Genomic DNA, 17,280 nt, shown 5'->3' on the forward strand with positions numbered 1-17,280 from the left:
TTTAAAAGCCTCCTAAAGAGGATTTTTCTGCCATTTGAGCTTTGCGCTCTTCTGACTCAGCCATTGTTGTATGATAAGGGAAACGTTCATCATGTTTCGAAACGGAATCTTTACCTTGCTGAACAAAGCGTTTAGATTTATTACTGCTCATGCGAAATTCCCCCTAAGATGAATGGTTGACGCTGCTGCTGCGTCCTCATTATTTTGTCTCATGCGGAGGCGTTTTATGGATGGAAAACTTCACTAAAAAAAGACGCCTTACAGAGATAGGGCGTCTTTTAAGTATACGGCAATGCCGTCTTCTTCGTTTGTTTTCGTTTCGCGGTTTGCGACTTCTTTCAGTTTCGGGATGGCATTACCCATTGCCACTCCCTGTCCTGCGTATTCCAGCATTTCAAGGTCGTTGTCTTCGTCTCCGAAGGCAATAATTCTTTCTGCGGGAATCGAGTAGGAATCGGCAATGATTTTCAGGCCGACGGCTTTGTTCATGCCGCGCTTGATTAATTCGATGACGTGCCAAGGAGCTGCCCAGCGTCTGTGGTCAACAAGCTCTGCATGCACATCCGACAGATAGGTGCGGATGTTTTCCACTTCCTCTTCTGATGCATGAATCAGAATACTTGTCACATCATCACCGAGATTTTTGCGGAGATCTCCCACTGTAATGTCGGATGTATTCATTGTAAATACATCGAGTAATTTTTCGTCATGATAGTGAAAATAAACATGATCGATTATTTCGGCCAGGATGTTTTTCACGTTGTGCTTTTCACATACTTCAACAATCTGTTTGACGGTTTCCACATCGAGAGTAGTGTGGAAAGCTCCCCATTGATCGTCTTTCGGGTGATGGACAAAAGCCCCGTTGAAATTGACAATTGGTGTATCAAGCTCGAGCTCTTCATAATACATGGAGCTTGCTCTGTATGGGCGGCCTGTTGAGATGCAGACGATGTGTCCCGCTTCTCTCGCTTTTTTTAAGATTTCTTTTGAGTAGCCAGAAATCGTTTTATCATCCTTTAATAAAGTACCATCTAAATCGAGTGCAATTAAATGAGGTAGTGTCGTCATAGAAGCTCCTTTATTTTATGATTGGAGGGACGGCTGAAAAACAAAGTCCCCTTACAGTGTATCTTTTTTCCAAGATTATTGTCTACATGTTACACTTATGTTCAGGAAAAGAAAAGAAGTCTTAAAAAGGAGGTATGCCTCATGATCGCTGTTGAAAAAATGAACATAGATGGAATTCCCGTCCTGCACATCGCAAGGGATGCGGATAAAAATAAAAAGACGCCGTTTGTCCTGTTTGTCCACGGCTTTACGAGCGCAAAGGAACACAACCTTCACTATGCCTACCTTCTTGCGGAAAGAGGAATTCGCGTTGCTCTCCCTGATGCTCTTCACCACGGTGAACGAAGCGGGAAAGTTCAGGGTACGGAGTTAAATATGCAATTTTGGAGCATTGTAATAAATGAGATCAAGGAACTCGATGTCATAAAGAGTCATTTTGAAAAAAACGGCCTGATTGATCCCGAAAACATAGGCGTAGCCGGAACATCGATGGGAGGCATCGTCACTCTTGGAGCTCTGACTCAGTATGAATGGATCAAAGCTGCAGCAAGCCTGATGGGCAGCCCTTATTATGAGCAGTTTTCCCGTCAGCAAATACAATATGTACAAAAAATGGGCATGAAGGTTCCTCTTACAGATGAAGAGCTGGAGAAGCATTTTCTCAGCCTCCAGGAATATGACCTCAGCCTGCATACAGAAAAGCTTGCATCACGGCCGCTGCTTTTCTGGCATGGCAAAAAGGATAATGTGGTGCCGTTTGACCCGACTTACACATTTTTCAAGGAAATTCAATCTGCTTATGAGACAAAACCGGAATATCTGAAATTTATTGCCGATACGAACGCCGATCATAAAGTATCGCGCGAGGGACTGATAGCAACGGTTGACTGGTTTGCTGATTTTCTTTGCGGAAGCAAATCAGTTTAGGCCGGTCACTTTGTCAGGTATACTAGATAAGAGGAGTGATAAAAATGGATGAAGCATTGAAAGAGAATATATATGGCGCGCTTGAGCTTGTGGTTGACCCTGAGCTTGGAGTCGACATTGTCAATCTTGGTCTTGTGTATGATGTTGACCTTGATGAAAACGGCACAGCGCTTGTCACAATGACATTAACTTCAATGGGATGCCCTCTTGCAGGCACGATTATCGATCAAGTCAAAACGGCGCTTCGCGATATCCCTGAAATTAAAGAAACAGAAGTGAACATTGTCTGGAATCCGCCATGGACGAAAGACAGAATGAGCCGAATTGCTAAAATTGCTCTCGGTGTTCAATAAGATGTAAATCCCGGTCCTTTAAGGATCGGGATTTTTTTGATTAAAAATATATAAAAATACAATTGATTTTATTTTTATGCAGTATTATAATGGGTACTAAATCTCACATATGTACGATATAAATTAAAGGGTGATTTCAATTGAAGGTAGGTATAATAGGTGCTACAGGCTACGGAGGGAATGAACTATACAGGCTTCTCTCAAAGCATCCGCACGTAAAAGAATGTATTTTATATACATCATCGGAAGCTGAGAAGGCATACAGAGATTCTTATCCCCATCTGACTGGCATAAGCGGGGAAAGCTTAACTGCCATTAACACGGCAGGAATCGATTCCGAAGTGGATGTCCTGTTTATGGCATCCCCTCCCGGTGCAGCGGCAGAGCTGCTGCCTGAGATCTGCATGGAAAAGGTAAAGGTCATTGATTTGTCGGGTGATTTAAGATTAAGAGATTCAAAGACTTATGAAAGCTGGTATAAGCGAAAGGCGGCAGATCCGGCCATCACCCGGAAGGCGGTTTACGGTCTTTCTGAACTGAATAAAGAAGCAATCAGAGGAGCGTCCGTCATCTCAAATCCCGGCTGCTTTCCAACGGCAGCAATCCTTGGACTTGCGCCTGCGGTCAGCGGGGAATTAATTGATGAATCTTCTATTATTATTGATGCGAAAACCGGGGTTTCCGGTGCTGGACGCAAGCCTGGCGCCGGCGTCCATTATGCCGAGACAAATGAGAATTTCAAGATTTATAAAGTAAATGAACACCAGCATATTCCGGAGATTGAACAGGTTCTGTTAGAAATGAACAGCGCAGTAAAGCCTCTTACGTTTCAGACTCACCTTGTTCCGATGACTAGGGGAATTATGACGACCATTTACGCAGGTGCGAAAAGCGGAAGCTTAAATGAGTGGCATGATCTCTATAAGGAGTTTTACAAAGATTGCTATTTTGTAAGAGTGAGGCCGGTCGGGGAATTTCCTTCAACTAAGGAAGTATACGGTTCAAACTACTGTGATATCGGAATTGCCTTTGATGATAGAACAGGCAGGATTACCGTTGTGTCTGTGATTGACAATTTAATGAAAGGTGCAGCAGGGCAGGCAGTGCAGAATTTCAACCTGATGAACGGGTTTGATGAAACAGCAGGTCTTGAAATGGCGCCGCTGTATCCATAAGGAGGCTTATCGATGCTAAAAGTAAAAGAGTCCGCTGGGATTCAGAAAATAGAAGAAGGTTCAGTCACATCACCGAAGGGGTTTAAGGCGGACGGAGTACATACCGGCTTGAGATATGCAAAGAGAGATTTGGGTGTCCTGATCAGCGAGGTTCCGGCAAGCTGTGCAGCAGTTTACACACAGAGTCATTTTCAGGCCGCTCCATTAAAAGTGACGCAGGAAAGCACAAAGGCAGAACAAAAGCTGCAGGCTCTGATTGTAAACAGCGCGATTGCAAATGCCTGCACAGGGGAGCAGGGGCTGAAAGATGCGTATGAAATGAGATCGCTGTGCGCGGAAGCATTCTCATTGAAAGAAGAATATGTGGCGGTAGCATCAACAGGTGTCATTGGAGAATTCCTGAAAATGGACTGCATCCGCAGCGGAGTAGGGGCCGTTTCTCCTGCAAAGCTTGGAGCATCTGCTTTTGAAGAAGCGATTTTGACAACAGACACTGTGACAAAGAAAACGGCCTATGAGATTATCGTCGGCGGAAACAAAGTAACCATCGGAGGGTGTGCGAAGGGTTCGGGGATGATCCATCCGAATATGGCCACGATGCTTGCCTTTATAACGACAGATGCAGCAATTGAAAGCGATGTGCTCCAAGGGGTTTTGGGCGAGCTGACGGATGTTTCGTTCAACCAGATTACGGTGGACGGGGAAACATCGACAAATGATATGGTGCTTGTCATGGCAAACGGCCTTGCAGGCAATGCTATGCTCACTCCGGAACATGAAGATTGGGATGACTTTAAGCTTGGACTGAAAAAGGTATGCGAAGATCTAGCAAAAAGCATCGCAAAAGACGGCGAAGGTGCAACAAAGCTGATTGAAGTGACAGTTGAGGGTGCTGCTTCAGATGAGGAAGCTAGAATAACGGCCAAGAAAGTCGTCGGATCAAGCCTCGTGAAAACAGCTGTTTATGGCTCTGATGCCAACTGGGGCAGAATCATCGGGGCAATCGGGCACAGTGATGCAAAAGTAAATCCAGATGGGATCGGCATCTTTTTAGAAGACCAGTGTCTTTTTCATAATGGCCAGCCGCAGGCATTTTCAGAGGAACTGGCGAAAAAAGCGCTGGAAAAAGAAACGGTTGCCATTCATATCGATCTCCGGGTTGGAAACGGTGAAGGAAAAGCATGGGGCTGCGACCTGACATACGATTATGTCAAAATCAACGCAAGCTACAGAACGTAAGGAGCGGATTATGGAAAGAACAGTGGTGCTGAAATGCGGAGGAAGTACAGTGGATGAGCTGTCAGGCGATTTTTTTGAAAGCCTGCACGAGCTGATCAGTAATGGACACCGGGTTGTCATTGTTCATGGAGGCGGGCCTGCCATCAATGCGGCCTTAAAGTCAATGAATGTGCAGACGGAGTTTATCGGCGGCCAGCGGAAGACGACAAAGCAGGTTCTTGATGTAGCGGAAATGGTGCTTGCAGGACAAATCAACAAACAGCTGGTAAGAGCCCTGCAGCAGCACGGATTTAAAGCAGCGGGCATTGCCGGCTGCGATGGAGGGACTCTGACAGGAGAGCATCTGAATGAACAGGAGCTTGGGCACGTAGGCCAGATTACAGCCGTCGATGACCATCTTATTGAAACACTGCTGAAAGGCGGATATATCCCGGTCATCGCACCGCTAGCTAAAACAAAAGATCACGGCACGCTGAATGTGAATGCGGACACGGCAGCTGCGGCTGTAGCAAGTGCACTTGGGGCAAACCAGCTTCTGTTTGTCACAGATGTAGAGGGCATTATGAAGGAACAAGTCGTCATCCAGCATACAACTCCCGATGAAATAGCAGAAATGATCGGCACAGGCATTATCAGCGGCGGAATGATTCCCAAGGTTCAGGCTGCCATAAAATCACTTTCCCAAACGCTGAAAGAAGTGATGATCGTCAGCGGAAAGAGGAAGTTTGCATCTGAAGCATCCATCTTTGGAACAAAAATAACTGCCGGCAAGGAGGCTGCATTAAAATGACTCATTTATTCCCTACATACGCCCGTTATGATGTTGAAATAAAAGATGCAAAAGGCGCGGTCGCAGTTGATCAGAATGGAAAAGAATACTTGGACTTTATATCCGGCATTGCCGTGTGCAATTTAGGCCATTGCGATGAGGATGTAAAAAAAGCTGTAAAACAGCAGCTTGATAAGGTATGGCACGTTTCCAATCTTTTTCAAAGCTCAATCCAGGAGGAAACAGCCCGGCTGCTTACTGAAAACAGTTCAGGAGATGCGGTCTTCTTCTGCAACAGCGGGGCAGAAGCGAATGAAGCGGCGATCAAGCTTGCAAGAAAGCATACCGGAAAGTCGAAAATCCTGACATTCAGACAGTCCTTCCACGGAAGAACGTTCGCGACGATGTCTGCGACCGGCCAGTCAAAGATTCATGACGGTTTCGGCCCGCTGCTGCCGTCGTTTGAATACCTTCCGTATAACGATTCTAAAGCATTGGAACAGATTGCCGGAGAGGACTATGCAGCCATTATGCTTGAAGTGATTCAGGGAGAGGGCGGGGTCGTTCCGGCAGAGCAGACATTCATGGATGCAGTAAAAAAAGCCTGCACAAGACTTGGAGCCCTGCTGATTATTGATGAAGTGCAGACAGGCATAGGACGGACAGGAAAACCGTTCGCCTATCAGCATTACGGTGCAGACCCCGATATCATTACATCAGCCAAGGGGCTTGCCAATGGATTTCCGGCAGGGGCCATGATCGGGAAAAAAGAGCTGGTTTCCTCCTTTCAGCCAGGCTCACACGGAACCACATTCGGAGGCAATCCGCTTGCAATGGCAGCAGCCAAAGCAACACTTGAAAAAATCTTTGACCCTGTCTTCCTCGAAGACGTGAACAGAAAAGCTGAAAAAATGACAAATCTTCTGAAAAATGTCCTATCAGGTGCAGAAGAAGTGGAAGGAATCAGAGGAAAAGGCTTCATGATCGGCATTCAGCTGAAACAGGAGGCAGCTCCCCTCATTGCAGAACTCCGCTTGAGCGGGCTGCTTGCACTCCCGGCCGGAGCGACAGTGATCAGGCTGCTGCCGCCGCTTACCGTAACAGATGAAGAAATGACTGCAGCTGCAGACATTATCGGAAAAACGTTGAGGAAAACGGCTGGAAGCTTGAGCTAGAACATTGGACTGGGATGGTGCCAGGAGGCGGTGCAAGGCACCAAACAGGGGAAGAGTGCCATCAAAGAACAGAAAATCAGATTTGATGGCACTGAACATCGAGAATGGGACCACCAACGAGCAGAAAATCAGTCTTGATGGCACTGAACATCGAGAATAGAACCATCAACGATCAGAAAATTAGTTTTGATGGCACTGAACATCGAGTATAGTACCACCAACGAGCAGAAACCCTGTTTTGAAGGCACTCAACATCAAGAATAGAACCATCAACAATCAGAAAATCCTGCTTAATGGCACCACCCATCACCACACTAAATTTTTTTACACACCAATGCATAAATATACTTTAATTTATATAAAAATTCATTTCGAGGTGAACGGAACATGAGCGGCTACCTGCTTCTTGAGAACGGCACAAGCTATAAAGGAAATTTAACCGGCGCGGACGTCGGGGGCGAGATCGTTTTTTATACCGGCATGACCGGCTATCAGGAGGTGCTGACAGACCCGTCCTACCAAAATCAGATTATCGTCTTTACGTATCCGCTTATCGGAAATTACGGGATTAATGCTTCAGACTTTGAAAGTGAAAGACCTCAGATTAAAGGCGCTGTCTTTTATGAATGCTGCGAGCATTTTTCCCACTACGAGGCAGCTTACAGCGTGAAGGAGTACTTGAGCAAATGGAATGTTCCGTTTATCAGCCATGTGGACACAAGGTCTGTCGTGAAACAAATCAGAAAGTACGGGACAATGAAAGCAGAGCTTTCGGCCGTAAAAAAAGATCTTTCTATGTTTCCGGAAAAACAGCTGCCGAGCATCAATGAAACTCTTACAACGGCAGGCGATGGGGATGTCCATGTTGCCCTCATTGATTTCGGTTTTAAAAAATCCATTGGGGCTTCCTTTTTAAAGAGGGGCTGCAAAGTGACCACTATTCCTTATACAAAGTTACATGAGCTCAGCTCAGTAAAGCCGGATGCCATTGTTTTTTCAAATGGACCAGGAGATCCGAAGAGTCTTGCCATGTATTTGCCGGCGATCAAGAAAGCGACGGAAGAATACCCTTCACTCGGTATTTGCCTTGGCCATCAGCTGATTGCTCTTGCATACGGGGGAGATACGAAGAAGCTGCGGTTTGGCCACCGGGGAGCGAACCATCCGGTTGCTGATCAGGTTAAGGGGAAAGTGTTCATGACCTCCCAAAATCACAGCTATGTCGTGACGTCGCATCAAGATGCGTTTAAGGTCCGTTTTCTGAATGTGAATGATCAATCAGTGGAAGGCATGCTTCATAAGTCGCTTCCGATTCTGTCCGTTCAGTTTCATCCGGAAGCACATCCGGGACCGGCAGAGAGTGAATACTTGTTTGACGAGTTTTTGGAAATGGTGAAAAAGACAAGGAGAGAAACGGTATATGCCTAAACGACATGATCTTAAAAGCATCTTGGTAATTGGTTCAGGACCTATCATTATCGGTCAGGCAGCAGAATTTGACTATTCAGGAACGCAGGGGTGCATCGCGTTAAAAGAAGAAGGCTACAAAGTCATCCTTGTGAATAACAATCCTGCTACGATCATGACGGATCATGAGTACGCTGATGAAATTTACTTTGAACCTCTGACGGTGAAAAGTCTCACAAAAATTATTGAAAAAGAACGCCCGGACGGTCTGCTTGCGTCGCTCGGAGGACAAACAGGATTGAATCTTGCCGTCAAGCTGCATGAGGCAGGCATTCTTCAAAAATATGGGGTGGAAGTGCTTGGAACGAGCGTCGATTCGATTCAAAAAGGGGAAGACCGGGAGAAATTCAGAAAGCTCATGTATGAATTAAATCAGCCCGTTCCTGCGAGTGAAATCGTGACAGACGCAGAGGGAGCAGTCGCTTTCGCAGAAAGTATCGGCTACCCAATTATCGTCCGGCCAGCCTATACGCTTGGAGGCAAGGGAGGCGGCATTGCGGAGGATGAGAAAAAGCTGATGCAGCTGATGAAAAGCGGGCTGAATGCGAGTCCCATTCATCAGTGCCTCGTTGAAAAGAGCATTGCAGGGTTTAAGGAAATTGAATATGAGGTGATGAGAGACCGCGCCAATACGTGCATAACGGTGTGCAACATGGAAAATATTGATCCGGTGGGTATTCATACCGGTGATTCAATGGTTGTTGCCCCTTCCCAGACATTGACCGATCATGAGTACCAAATGCTCCGGTCTGCATCTCTCACGATTATTTCAGCGCTTGAAGTAATCGGCGGATGCAACATTCAATTTGCGCTTGATCCTGTAAGCAAACAATACTATGTCATCGAAGTAAATCCGCGTGTCAGCCGTTCCTCAGCTCTTGCATCAAAAGCAACCGGCTATCCGATTGCCAAACTTGCTGCGAAGCTTGCTTGCGGCTATACGCTGGATGAACTGAAGAATCCGCTGACACAGTCAACGTTTGCAAGCTTTGAACCTGCACTTGACTATGCAGTGGTTAAATTTCCGAGATGGCCGTTTGATAAGTTTAAAGATGCGGACCGTGTTCTGGGCACAAAAATGAAGGCAACGGGCGAAGTGATGTCAATCGAACGGAACCTGGAGGCAGCGATTCAAAAAGCAGCAGCTTCTCTTGAGCTCGGAAACATTGGAATCTGGCATGAAGATACGGCCGGTCTATCTGATGTGGAGCTTCTGAGCTTGCTGAAATACGCTACCGATCAGCGCTTCTTTGCCATCATGGAGCTATTGAGAAGAGGCGAAACCATCCATGTTATTCATGAAGAAACCGGCATTGATTATTATTTTCTGAACATCTTTGCCTCTCTTATCGAGCTTGAACAGCAGCTGAAGACTTCTTCCCTTGATACAATGACACGCGAGTTTTTCACCCGCATCAAGGAAAAGGGCTGCTCAGATGCATATATTGCCCACGTGCTGAATGAAAAAGAACCGAAAGTGTCAAAGGTGAGAAAATCACTTGGCATTACCGCTAAATATAAGCTGGTAGATACATGCGCCGGGGAATTCGAAGCGAGAACGAACTATTATTACTCTGCGTACTTTGGAGAGTGCGAGCTTGAAAAAGAAGCTTCTCCTCAAAAGAAGAAGGCACTTGTACTGGGTTCAGGCCCCATCCGGATCGGGCAGGGAGTTGAGTTCGATTACAGTGCTGTTCAGGGAATTAAAGCCCTGCAAAAGCTTGGATATGAAGCCATTATGATCAACAACAACCCGGAAACCGTCAGCACGGATTTTGAAACCGCAGACCGTCTTTATTTTGAACCCCTGACAGTAGAGCACGTTATGAATGTGATTGAGGCTGAGGGCATTGATGTGACGATTGTTCAGTTTGGCGGACAAACGGCAATCAATCTGGCTGCCGCCCTTGAGGCCGAAGGAGCGGTTCTCCTTGGGACAGACTCAGAAACCCTTGATATTCTTGAAGAACGTGAACGGTTTTATCACCTGCTTGACGAACTTGAAATCCCCCATCTGCCTGGAGCGACGGCCCATCACGAGGAAGAGGCGCTCGCGGAAGCTGAGAAAATCGGCTATCCGGTTCTGATCAGACCGTCCTATGTGATTGGAGGAAAAGGAATGCTCGTTCTTGAAACAAAAGAGCAGCTTCAAAAGCAGCTGGAAACAGCAGGGAAGCACGCGTTTCCTGTGCTGATCGACCGTTTTGTCATCGGAAAAGAAGCAGAGCTTGATTTAGTGGCTGATGGAACAGGCATTTTCGTTCCGGCGGTGATGGAGCACATTGAGCCTGCAGGAGTCCATTCAGGTGACAGCATGGCGATTATTCCTTCCCGGTCAATCAATGCTGAACTTAAAGCAGACATGCATGAAGCTGCCCTGAAAATCGTGCAGAAACTCCAATATAAAGGCATGATGAATATTCAATTTTTAATAAAAGATGATGAGATTTTCGTACTTGAAGTCAATCCTCGTGCAAGCCGGACTGCACCTGTTGTCAGCAAAGTGATGGATGTGCCTATGATTCGCCTTGCCGCAGAAGCGCTTGACGGAAAAATGCTCTCTCATCATTCCATAGAAGAAAAAGAGTATGTAGCTGTAAAATATCCTGTTTTCTCAAGTCACGCTCTTCAGAATGTTGATTTGCTGCTTGGACCTGAAATGAGGTCAACGGGAGAAGGCATGTGTCTGGCACCGACAATTGAAGAAGCACTCGGCAAAGTATTTGATGAAGAAGGCGGGAAGGAAACAAATGTGTTTTTGGATACGCCTGATCAGCAGCTTCTCAGCCAGATGAAAGACGCAGGAATAACGGCTGTCACAGAAGATTTTGATGAATGGGCCGAAAATGCCCGCAATGGTTTGCTTGTGAGTCTTATGAAGGAACAATCAGCAGATTTAAGGCTGAAAGCATTGGATAAAGGAATTAAAGTGTTCTCAAATCGGGAAACATTTGCCGCTTATCTGCAGGCTGCACAAGATTACAAAGTGTATTCAATAAAAGAATTAACACGAACAGGAGTGAAGGCGTGATGAGTTCAGTGAAACTTGCCCGGGTGGAGTCCTCTTTCTTTGGAAGAGATTGTCTGACCCTGCTTGATTATACAACCGAAGAAATTCTTCACATCATACACGAGGGCATAGAGATGAAAAAAAATCCGATTCAGTCGGTGCTCTCAGGCAAAATCCTTGCAATGATTTTCGAAAAATCATCAACCCGCACCCGTGTCTCATTTGAAGCCGGCATGCAGCAGCTTGGAGGAAATGCTCTGTTTTTAAGCAGCCAGGATCTTCAGCTTGGACGCGGTGAGAGCATTGCGGATACGGCTAAGGTTTTATCGGGTTACGTGGACGCTATCATGATCCGGACATTCCAGCATGAAAAAGTCGAGGAGCTTGCCCGCCACGCATCAATTCCGGTCATCAACGGACTGACCGATACGTATCATCCTTGCCAGGCGCTGGCTGACTTAATGACCATCCTTCAGCTGAAAAAGACATTTAAAGGAACGAAGGTCGCCTACATAGGTGATGGCAACAATGTTGCGCATTCCCTGCTTATCGCATGTGCAAAAGTCGGAATGGATGCAGTCATCGCGCATCCGGAAGGGTATGGGCCAGATCCTGAAGTCATGAAAAAAATCCAGCAGGTCTGTAAACAAACCGGAGCAGCTGTTACGGCTGTCACGAATCCTGCAGAAGCGGTGCAGGGTGCTGATATCGTCTATTCGGATGTCTGGACGAGCATGGGGCAGGAAGAAGAAAATGAAATCCGGCTAGCTGCCTTTGATGGATATCAAATCAACAGCAAACTCATGGCAGGCGCCAAGGCGGACAGCAGCTTCCTTCACTGCCTGCCGGCCCACCGCGGCGAAGAAGTTACAGCCGAAGTCATTGACGGCAGCCAGTCAGCGGTCTTCCAGCAGGCCGAAAACCGGCTGCATGTGCAAAAAGCATTGCTGAAGGAGATTCTTGCTGGATAAAAAGGTTTAAATGTGAGCTCAGTCCGCCCGGTTAAGGGCTGACTGGGCCATTTTTATCTGCAAACACCTTCTGAACATGTATGATCTCTAGCTAATTCTCTGTTTACAGCCAACCTTCCAACATTTACGTACAACAATCGCAAATTAACAACCAACAATTGTGTATTTACTACCAACTTCACCGCTACAGGACTATTACTGCAGACAAAACACCCCCGAATGAAAAGCTCATTCAGGGGTGCTTTCCTCTATCAAGAAAAAAGAGTCAAAATCAAAATAACCGGGCCAACAATAAAGCAATAATAAGCAAAGTACTTCAGATTTCCTTTTTCCATAATGCCCATAAACCACTTCAGTGAAAAATAGGACATGATGAGCGATCCAGCAAAGCCTGCTGCATATGGCATAATGAGCTCATTAAAATGTTCATCTGCCAAAAGATCGCTGATGCCGAGGATCATACCGCCTGCACTGACGGGGATAAACAAAAGGAACGAAAATCTTAGCGCTGTTTCTTGCTTTGTCCCGAGAGCCATGGCTGCTACGATTGTAGCTCCGGACCGGCTGATTCCCGGTATCAGGGCTACAGCCTGAGCAAAACCGATTAAGACAGCATCCTTTACGGTTAAATCTCCGTCTTTTTTATTGCCGCGCAGATTTCGGATTAAATAAAGGGCAATGCCCGTTACAATCAGGGATCCTGCAGCAAGCCTGACATCCTTGCTTGAAAGGACATCTTTAAATAAAATTCCGAGAACAGCGGCAGGGATTGTAGCGATAATCAGATAAAGAATAAATTGAAAATCCTTTTTATTCTCCGGGTTTCTGTTTACTGCGTAACTGGCACCATTGACAGACAGCCTGATGAGGTCTTCACGGTAGATAAGCAAAACAGCAAGGAGCGAGGCAGCGTTAACAAGGAGTTCAAAGCTCAGTCCTTCAATTTTCACGCCAAGAAAGTGCTGGGCAAACACCAGATGGCCGCTGGAGGAGACAGGGATTGGCTCTGTAAAACCCTGAAACAGCCCAAGCAGTAAATATTTCAGTATCAAATAAAAGTCTTCCATAAAGATAAAATCCTCCATTTCCCTTCTTATTTAACTACAGGTAAAAGAAGAGTGTAAAGACAAACTTAACCCGTGTTTTACATGGATTACCCTCGTTTAAACCATACTACAGGTGTATGAAACCTTTAAGGAGGGAATTAATTTGGGGCAGCAGCACCGCTTTAAATCAGGCCAAAAAGCACCTAATAACGGTGTGTATGTAGAAATTGGGGAGACAGGATCAATGGTCAAAAATCCCCGTAAAATAAAGCTTCAGGCAGGAGACCATTTTCCGGAAACGTCAAATGACGACCGTGAATGGACATACCAGCGCAAACCTTGACATCCGGTCATACAAAAAAACCCTACTGTTTTCAGTAGGGTTTTTTGCATGCAGAGTCGAAGTCAGGTATTAATGATGTCCTTCTGCCGATTTGTCAGGAACAATTTCACCCAAGATCAGGATGACAACGGTTACAGCTACAGCGAGGATAGAAGCTGTAACAAAGTTATAGGCGACACCTGTCATAGAAGCAACAACGTATGCCATCATTTGCATTAATAAAAACGTCCAGAAAAAAGTCCAAAAATAGCGCAATCTGTTCACCTCATTCTTCAAACAATTCTATGTCCATATTATCATACATAGATTGAGGAATAAAAGCATTATTTCTGCTGAACGTGACCATTTGATGAACGTTAATGGATGGCGGGACTGGGTATAAATCCATTCGTTTTATGCTAAGTGAACATACGTTGTATAGAGATTCAAAGTACGACTGAAAGGAGGTGGGCAAAGATGGGCATTACAAAACGGTTTTTTCAGCTTGATTCCGAATGGAGCATTATTCACTATCCGTATCAGCCGAATGGGTTTGGGGTCTATATTTTTGGGGACAAAACTCATTTCGTCGATTCGCAAACAAGCTTCTGGCTTCAGCACTATGGAAGAAATCAGCTGCTTGGCGTCCTTCTGGAAGCGGGCTACACGGTCTTTACGTCCAATTTGTACGGGGCGAATTGGGGAAGTCCGAAAGCACTGCAGCTCGCAATGAGGATTTATCATATTGTCATGAAAAAAGAGATATTAAATGAGCGTGTACACATTCTTTGCGAGGGAATGGGCGCGCTTGTTGCAAAGGAACTTATGAAATCAAGCGATAAAATCAGATCTGCTGCCATGTTTAATCCCTGCCTGAATCTAAACGCCCACCTTGAAAAAGAGAGAGAAAACAAATTTTTCTACAAACGGCTTTCCCGCGAAATAGCCCTGGCATATGACAAGGATCCAAAAGAGGCAGGGAGCATGACATTTGATGAAAGCTTTGATACAGCAGACATCCCGGTTCATATATGGCAGCGGATGAACAGCATCACCTACCCTTATCAGGATCACAGCAAAATGTATGAGGAGCACAGAAGCAAGCATGGAAATCCGATTGATCTCACGTTTCATCTTGCCGACAATCAATACAGATTGCATCACTCGGTCGTGAAATTTTTTAAAGAAAATGAAAAAAATTTGTAGCCGGAATCGTTCCTGCATCAGGAACGATTCTTTTGCGCTGTTTTTTAGCATACGATTACTATAACGCTCTTATAAGGAGGATTCGTAACATGAAAAAAGCGTTCATTGCGGGCACCCTGCAGTTTGTCGGTTTTTCCCTCTGCAGCAGGCTGCTTGAAGAGGGCGTATGTGTTGATGGCATCAGCAATGATTATGAGGATGAACTCGAACAGAGAGTTGCTGAAGAAAAGCTGATGATGATCGGGAGAAATGCTCTGTTTCAAAGTGTGGAGTCTGTTCCAAAAGAAAAAGAGCATGATCTTATTTTCTGCTGCATTCAGGATCCTGCTGACAAAGAAAGCAGGATTCATGAAAATCTTCTAAAAGAGTGTGCTTCTCTTTCCCTTACTCACAAGATTCCTCTAGTATTAATTTCATCGATGGAAGTATACGGGGAGAATCAGCTTGTCATTGATAAAAACACGGTACCGGTTCCAACAACTATTAATGGAGCTGCTCATTTAAAGCAGGAACAGACATTGAAAAAGCTTTTTAACCAGTCAGGGCTGCTGAAAATCATCCGGTTTCCAGGTCTTTACGGTCCGTGGCAGCCAAATTCGGGCAGCATTCATAAACGCATTGTTGCTTCTTTAACTGGAGGGAGCCCTGTTCAGGATGAAAGAGAGGAAAGAAGAGACCTGCTTTACATTGAAGATGCTGTTAATGCCCTGATTGAGCTGTCTAAACTTGAAACATTTACAGGAGATACCGTTCATTTGTCGTCCGGAAAAGAAAATCAGTGGAGGGAGGCTGCAATGCTTTTAAATGAAAAAAAGGAGAGCGGGATCGCCTGCAAAGTTTCAGAGGACATAAAATATACTGTGCGCAGGAGCGTATCACTAAAAGAGGGATTAAGCGCCCAAACCGAGTGGATCAGGCAAAACCTTTATATTTTTCAGTCCCTTTAGATAAAATCTCTCATTTGCTTGTTTTTTGGGAAATATATCCTTGTGCCGAATGAACCATACAGTCTAAAATATAGAGGAATCTAGACTAGCACAAGCTTAAAGGAGCTGCTTGCCATGCTGAAGAAAAGTATTCTCTTCGCGATGTGCCTTTTTTTTCTGGCTGGATGCGGACAACCCCGTCAGAATGAGCTGGAAAAAGTAGGCTTGCTTGTACCTGATACGATCAGCGATCAGGTTTGGGGAACGAAAGGATACAAAGGGCTTTTGAAAATACAATCGCAATACGGGGCCGAAGTTTTTTATAAAGAAGGCATGAATAATGAAGATGCCGTGAGAGAAGCCGTCAATGAGATGAGCGGCAAAGGAGTCAATCTCATTTTTGGCCATGGAAGCGAATATGAAGCCTATTTTGAAGGGCTGAATGAAGAATATGAAGATATCCGGTTTGTTTTTTTCAATGGTGATGCAGATGGAGAGAATGTGACGAGCCTTAACTTCAATGCGAATGCCATGGGGTTTTTTGGGGGCATGATCGCCGGGGAAATGACGAGCACCAATAAAGTGGGAATTCTTGCTGCGTATGAATGGCAGCCGGAAATTGACGGTTTTTATGAAGGGGCTTTCTATCAAAACCCTGATATTGAAGTGAAGATTCAATATGTCGAGAGCTGGGATGATGTGCGGACAGCTCTGAATTATACAGATGAAATGCTTGCCGAAGGCGTGGATGTTGTATATCCGGCAGGCGACGGCTATAATGTACCTGTAATCGAAAGAATGAAAGAAAAAGGCCTGTATGCCATCGGCTATGTGTCCGATCAGTCAGACCTTGGAGAAAATACCGTTCTGACAAGCACAATTCAGCATGTGGACAGGCTTTATGAGCTTGTTGCAAAGAAATACGAGGCCGGAGAACTGGCCAGCGGAAATCTCTATTTTGATTTTCATGATAATGTGATAGAAATGGGTACATACAGTCCGAAAGTCGACAAAGCCTTTCAGGAGAAATTAGAGCAGCAAATTGAAACCTACCGGCAAACAGACAAATTGCCAAATCAGCTGTAAAGGAGAAATTTAGAATGAGCCAGGATACTAAAACACTTGAATTTATGCAGATTGCCATGAAATATCTTCCAGAGGCAAAAGCGAAGCTTGATGAAGCAGGAATTGAAATCAGAGCTGAACACCTTCAGCCAATGATGGAGCTTTTAACGAAAGTCATGAACGATGCATACGAACTTGGAAAAAATGAAGCAGGAAAATAAGAAAAAGCGCAGCCGGTGAGATAAGCTGCGCTTTTTTATTTGAGCTTTTGTTTGAAATAATCCAGTATCGGTGAAAACTCTTTTACGACCGGCTTTAATTCTTTTATCGAGTCCATAATGTCATCAATCTGCATGAAAATGCTAAAATAATCGGTTCCGGACTGAGGTTCCTGCTCATCAAGAGCGGGCCTTTTTTCTGTTTCCTCCTGATCTGTGCGCAGCTCACGTCTATCGCCGAACATGAAGGAGTTGAAAAAATCTCCGGACTCATCCGCCTGTCTTTTTTCGCTCAACATAAACACCTCTCTTAGTTTTCCTTACTGACAGTGTATGTTCT

General features: G+C 45.3%; 19 protein-coding genes. 14 read left to right on the forward strand and 5 right to left on the reverse strand.

Features of this window, described 5'->3' with window-relative positions:
- Position 1: 1 nt before the first annotated feature.
- Positions 2 to 151, reverse strand: a complete 150-nt coding sequence (locus JOJ89_RS04855; RefSeq protein WP_168713755.1) for a hypothetical protein — start codon at positions 149 to 151, stop codon at positions 2 to 4.
- 107 nt (positions 152 to 258) lie between these two features.
- Entirely contained in the window at positions 259 to 1,071 is an 813-nt protein-coding gene (locus tag JOJ89_RS04860) for a Cof-type HAD-IIB family hydrolase (protein WP_203289732.1), read from the reverse strand.
- Positions 1,072 to 1,212: 141 nt separating this feature from the next.
- Between JOJ89_RS04860 and JOJ89_RS04865 the strand changes: the two genes are divergently transcribed.
- The 9 genes from JOJ89_RS04865 (at position 1,213) to argF (ending at position 12,157) form a co-directional block, all read left to right on the forward strand.
- Complete coding sequence (locus JOJ89_RS04865) at positions 1,213 to 1,998, forward strand: alpha/beta fold hydrolase (RefSeq protein ID WP_203289733.1); 786 nt, start codon at positions 1,213 to 1,215, stop codon at positions 1,996 to 1,998.
- A gap of 44 nt (positions 1,999 to 2,042) precedes the next feature.
- Positions 2,043 to 2,351: a metal-sulfur cluster assembly factor gene (locus JOJ89_RS04870; RefSeq protein WP_029565125.1), complete on the forward strand. Its 309-nt coding sequence runs from the start codon at positions 2,043 to 2,045 to the stop codon at positions 2,349 to 2,351.
- A 140-nt stretch (positions 2,352 to 2,491) separates the two neighbouring features.
- Positions 2,492 to 3,526 carry an N-acetyl-gamma-glutamyl-phosphate reductase gene (gene argC, locus JOJ89_RS04875; protein WP_203289734.1) on the forward strand — a complete coding sequence of 345 codons (1,035 nt, stop codon included), beginning with the start codon at positions 2,492 to 2,494 and terminating at the stop codon, positions 3,524 to 3,526.
- A 12-nt stretch (positions 3,527 to 3,538) separates the two neighbouring features.
- Positions 3,539 to 4,765, forward strand: a complete 1,227-nt coding sequence (argJ, locus tag JOJ89_RS04880; protein ID WP_203289735.1) for a bifunctional ornithine acetyltransferase/N-acetylglutamate synthase — start codon at positions 3,539 to 3,541, stop codon at positions 4,763 to 4,765.
- A gap of 10 nt (positions 4,766 to 4,775) precedes the next feature.
- Positions 4,776 to 5,555, forward strand: a complete 780-nt coding sequence (gene argB / locus JOJ89_RS04885) for an acetylglutamate kinase (RefSeq protein WP_203289736.1) — start codon at positions 4,776 to 4,778, stop codon at positions 5,553 to 5,555.
- Complete coding sequence (locus tag JOJ89_RS04890; protein WP_203289737.1) at positions 5,552 to 6,709, forward strand: acetylornithine transaminase; 1,158 nt, start codon at positions 5,552 to 5,554, stop codon at positions 6,707 to 6,709. The genes argB and JOJ89_RS04890 overlap by 4 nt, the downstream gene beginning before the upstream one ends.
- A gap of 387 nt (positions 6,710 to 7,096) precedes the next feature.
- Positions 7,097 to 8,137: a carbamoyl phosphate synthase small subunit gene (locus tag JOJ89_RS04895; protein ID WP_203289738.1), complete on the forward strand. Its 1,041-nt coding sequence runs from the start codon at positions 7,097 to 7,099 to the stop codon at positions 8,135 to 8,137.
- Positions 8,130 to 11,207, forward strand: coding sequence for a carbamoyl-phosphate synthase (glutamine-hydrolyzing) large subunit (locus JOJ89_RS04900; protein WP_203289739.1), 3,078 nt, complete (start codon positions 8,130 to 8,132; stop codon positions 11,205 to 11,207). The genes JOJ89_RS04895 and JOJ89_RS04900 overlap by 8 nt, the downstream gene beginning before the upstream one ends.
- Positions 11,207 to 12,157, forward strand: coding sequence for an ornithine carbamoyltransferase (argF, locus tag JOJ89_RS04905; protein WP_203289740.1), 951 nt, complete (start codon positions 11,207 to 11,209; stop codon positions 12,155 to 12,157). The genes JOJ89_RS04900 and argF overlap by 1 nt, the downstream gene beginning before the upstream one ends.
- 251 nt (positions 12,158 to 12,408) lie before the next feature.
- Here the strand turns inward: argF and JOJ89_RS04910 are convergent, their stop codons facing one another.
- A complete protein-coding gene (locus JOJ89_RS04910; RefSeq protein ID WP_029282667.1) occupies positions 12,409 to 13,224 on the reverse strand; it encodes an undecaprenyl-diphosphate phosphatase in 816 nt (271 codons plus the stop codon).
- 142 nt (positions 13,225 to 13,366) lie between these two features.
- Here JOJ89_RS04910 and JOJ89_RS04915 point away from each other — a divergent pair, with 142 nt between their 5' ends.
- A complete protein-coding gene (locus JOJ89_RS04915) occupies positions 13,367 to 13,546 on the forward strand; it encodes a YjzC family protein (protein WP_029282665.1) in 180 nt (59 codons plus the stop codon).
- A 69-nt stretch (positions 13,547 to 13,615) separates the two neighbouring features.
- Here the strand turns inward: JOJ89_RS04915 and JOJ89_RS04920 are convergent, their stop codons facing one another.
- Positions 13,616 to 13,801 (reverse strand): YjzD family protein, encoded by a 186-nt coding sequence (locus JOJ89_RS04920; protein ID WP_029282663.1) that lies wholly within the window; start codon positions 13,799 to 13,801, stop codon positions 13,616 to 13,618.
- A 201-nt stretch (positions 13,802 to 14,002) separates the two neighbouring features.
- Between JOJ89_RS04920 and JOJ89_RS04925 the strand changes: the two genes are divergently transcribed.
- The 4 genes from JOJ89_RS04925 to JOJ89_RS04940 all read left to right on the forward strand — a co-directional run bounded on the left by JOJ89_RS04925 (position 14,003) and on the right by JOJ89_RS04940 (position 16,943).
- Complete coding sequence (locus JOJ89_RS04925) at positions 14,003 to 14,731, forward strand: hypothetical protein (RefSeq protein ID WP_029282661.1); 729 nt, start codon at positions 14,003 to 14,005, stop codon at positions 14,729 to 14,731.
- 89 nt (positions 14,732 to 14,820) lie between these two features.
- The gene (locus tag JOJ89_RS04930) at positions 14,821 to 15,678 is read left to right on the forward strand and encodes an NAD-dependent epimerase/dehydratase family protein (protein WP_203289741.1); all 858 of its coding nucleotides are present in this window, start codon (positions 14,821 to 14,823) and stop codon (positions 15,676 to 15,678) included.
- Between the two features lie 114 nt (positions 15,679 to 15,792).
- A complete protein-coding gene (locus JOJ89_RS04935; protein ID WP_203289742.1) occupies positions 15,793 to 16,743 on the forward strand; it encodes a BMP family ABC transporter substrate-binding protein in 951 nt (316 codons plus the stop codon).
- A gap of 14 nt (positions 16,744 to 16,757) precedes the next feature.
- Positions 16,758 to 16,943, forward strand: a complete 186-nt coding sequence (locus tag JOJ89_RS04940; RefSeq protein ID WP_029282655.1) for a ComZ family protein — start codon at positions 16,758 to 16,760, stop codon at positions 16,941 to 16,943.
- A gap of 35 nt (positions 16,944 to 16,978) precedes the next feature.
- Here the strand turns inward: JOJ89_RS04940 and JOJ89_RS04945 are convergent, their stop codons facing one another.
- Complete coding sequence (locus JOJ89_RS04945; RefSeq protein ID WP_029282653.1) at positions 16,979 to 17,239, reverse strand: hypothetical protein; 261 nt, start codon at positions 17,237 to 17,239, stop codon at positions 16,979 to 16,981.
- Positions 17,240 to 17,280: the final 41 nt, after the last annotated feature.

The organism is Metabacillus sp. cB07, assembly GCF_016839225.1.
GTDB lineage: Bacteria > Bacillota > Bacilli > Bacillales > Bacillaceae > Bacillus_P > Bacillus_P indicus.

Coding starts and splice junctions, on each gene's coding strand:
- JOJ89_RS04855 (WP_168713755.1), bottom strand. CDS start 151: ATGAGCAGTAATAAATCTAAACGCTTTGTTCAGCAAGGTAAAGATTCC.
- JOJ89_RS04860 (WP_203289732.1), bottom strand. CDS start 1,071: ATGACGACACTACCTCATTTAATTGCACTCGATTTAGATGGTACTTTA.
- JOJ89_RS04865 (WP_203289733.1), top strand. CDS start 1,213: ATGATCGCTGTTGAAAAAATGAACATAGATGGAATTCCCGTCCTGCAC.
- JOJ89_RS04870 (WP_029565125.1), top strand. CDS start 2,043: ATGGATGAAGCATTGAAAGAGAATATATATGGCGCGCTTGAGCTTGTG.
- argJ (WP_203289735.1), top strand. CDS start 3,539: ATGCTAAAAGTAAAAGAGTCCGCTGGGATTCAGAAAATAGAAGAAGGT.
- argB (WP_203289736.1), top strand. CDS start 4,776: ATGGAAAGAACAGTGGTGCTGAAATGCGGAGGAAGTACAGTGGATGAG.
- JOJ89_RS04890 (WP_203289737.1), top strand. CDS start 5,552: ATGACTCATTTATTCCCTACATACGCCCGTTATGATGTTGAAATAAAA.
- JOJ89_RS04895 (WP_203289738.1), top strand. CDS start 7,097: ATGAGCGGCTACCTGCTTCTTGAGAACGGCACAAGCTATAAAGGAAAT.
- JOJ89_RS04900 (WP_203289739.1), top strand. CDS start 8,130: ATGCCTAAACGACATGATCTTAAAAGCATCTTGGTAATTGGTTCAGGA.
- argF (WP_203289740.1), top strand. CDS start 11,207: ATGAGTTCAGTGAAACTTGCCCGGGTGGAGTCCTCTTTCTTTGGAAGA.
- JOJ89_RS04910 (WP_029282667.1), bottom strand. CDS start 13,224: ATGGAAGACTTTTATTTGATACTGAAATATTTACTGCTTGGGCTGTTT.
- JOJ89_RS04925 (WP_029282661.1), top strand. CDS start 14,003: ATGGGCATTACAAAACGGTTTTTTCAGCTTGATTCCGAATGGAGCATT.
- JOJ89_RS04930 (WP_203289741.1), top strand. CDS start 14,821: ATGAAAAAAGCGTTCATTGCGGGCACCCTGCAGTTTGTCGGTTTTTCC.
- JOJ89_RS04935 (WP_203289742.1), top strand. CDS start 15,793: ATGCTGAAGAAAAGTATTCTCTTCGCGATGTGCCTTTTTTTTCTGGCT.
- JOJ89_RS04940 (WP_029282655.1), top strand. CDS start 16,758: ATGAGCCAGGATACTAAAACACTTGAATTTATGCAGATTGCCATGAAA.
- JOJ89_RS04945 (WP_029282653.1), bottom strand. CDS start 17,239: ATGTTGAGCGAAAAAAGACAGGCGGATGAGTCCGGAGATTTTTTCAAC.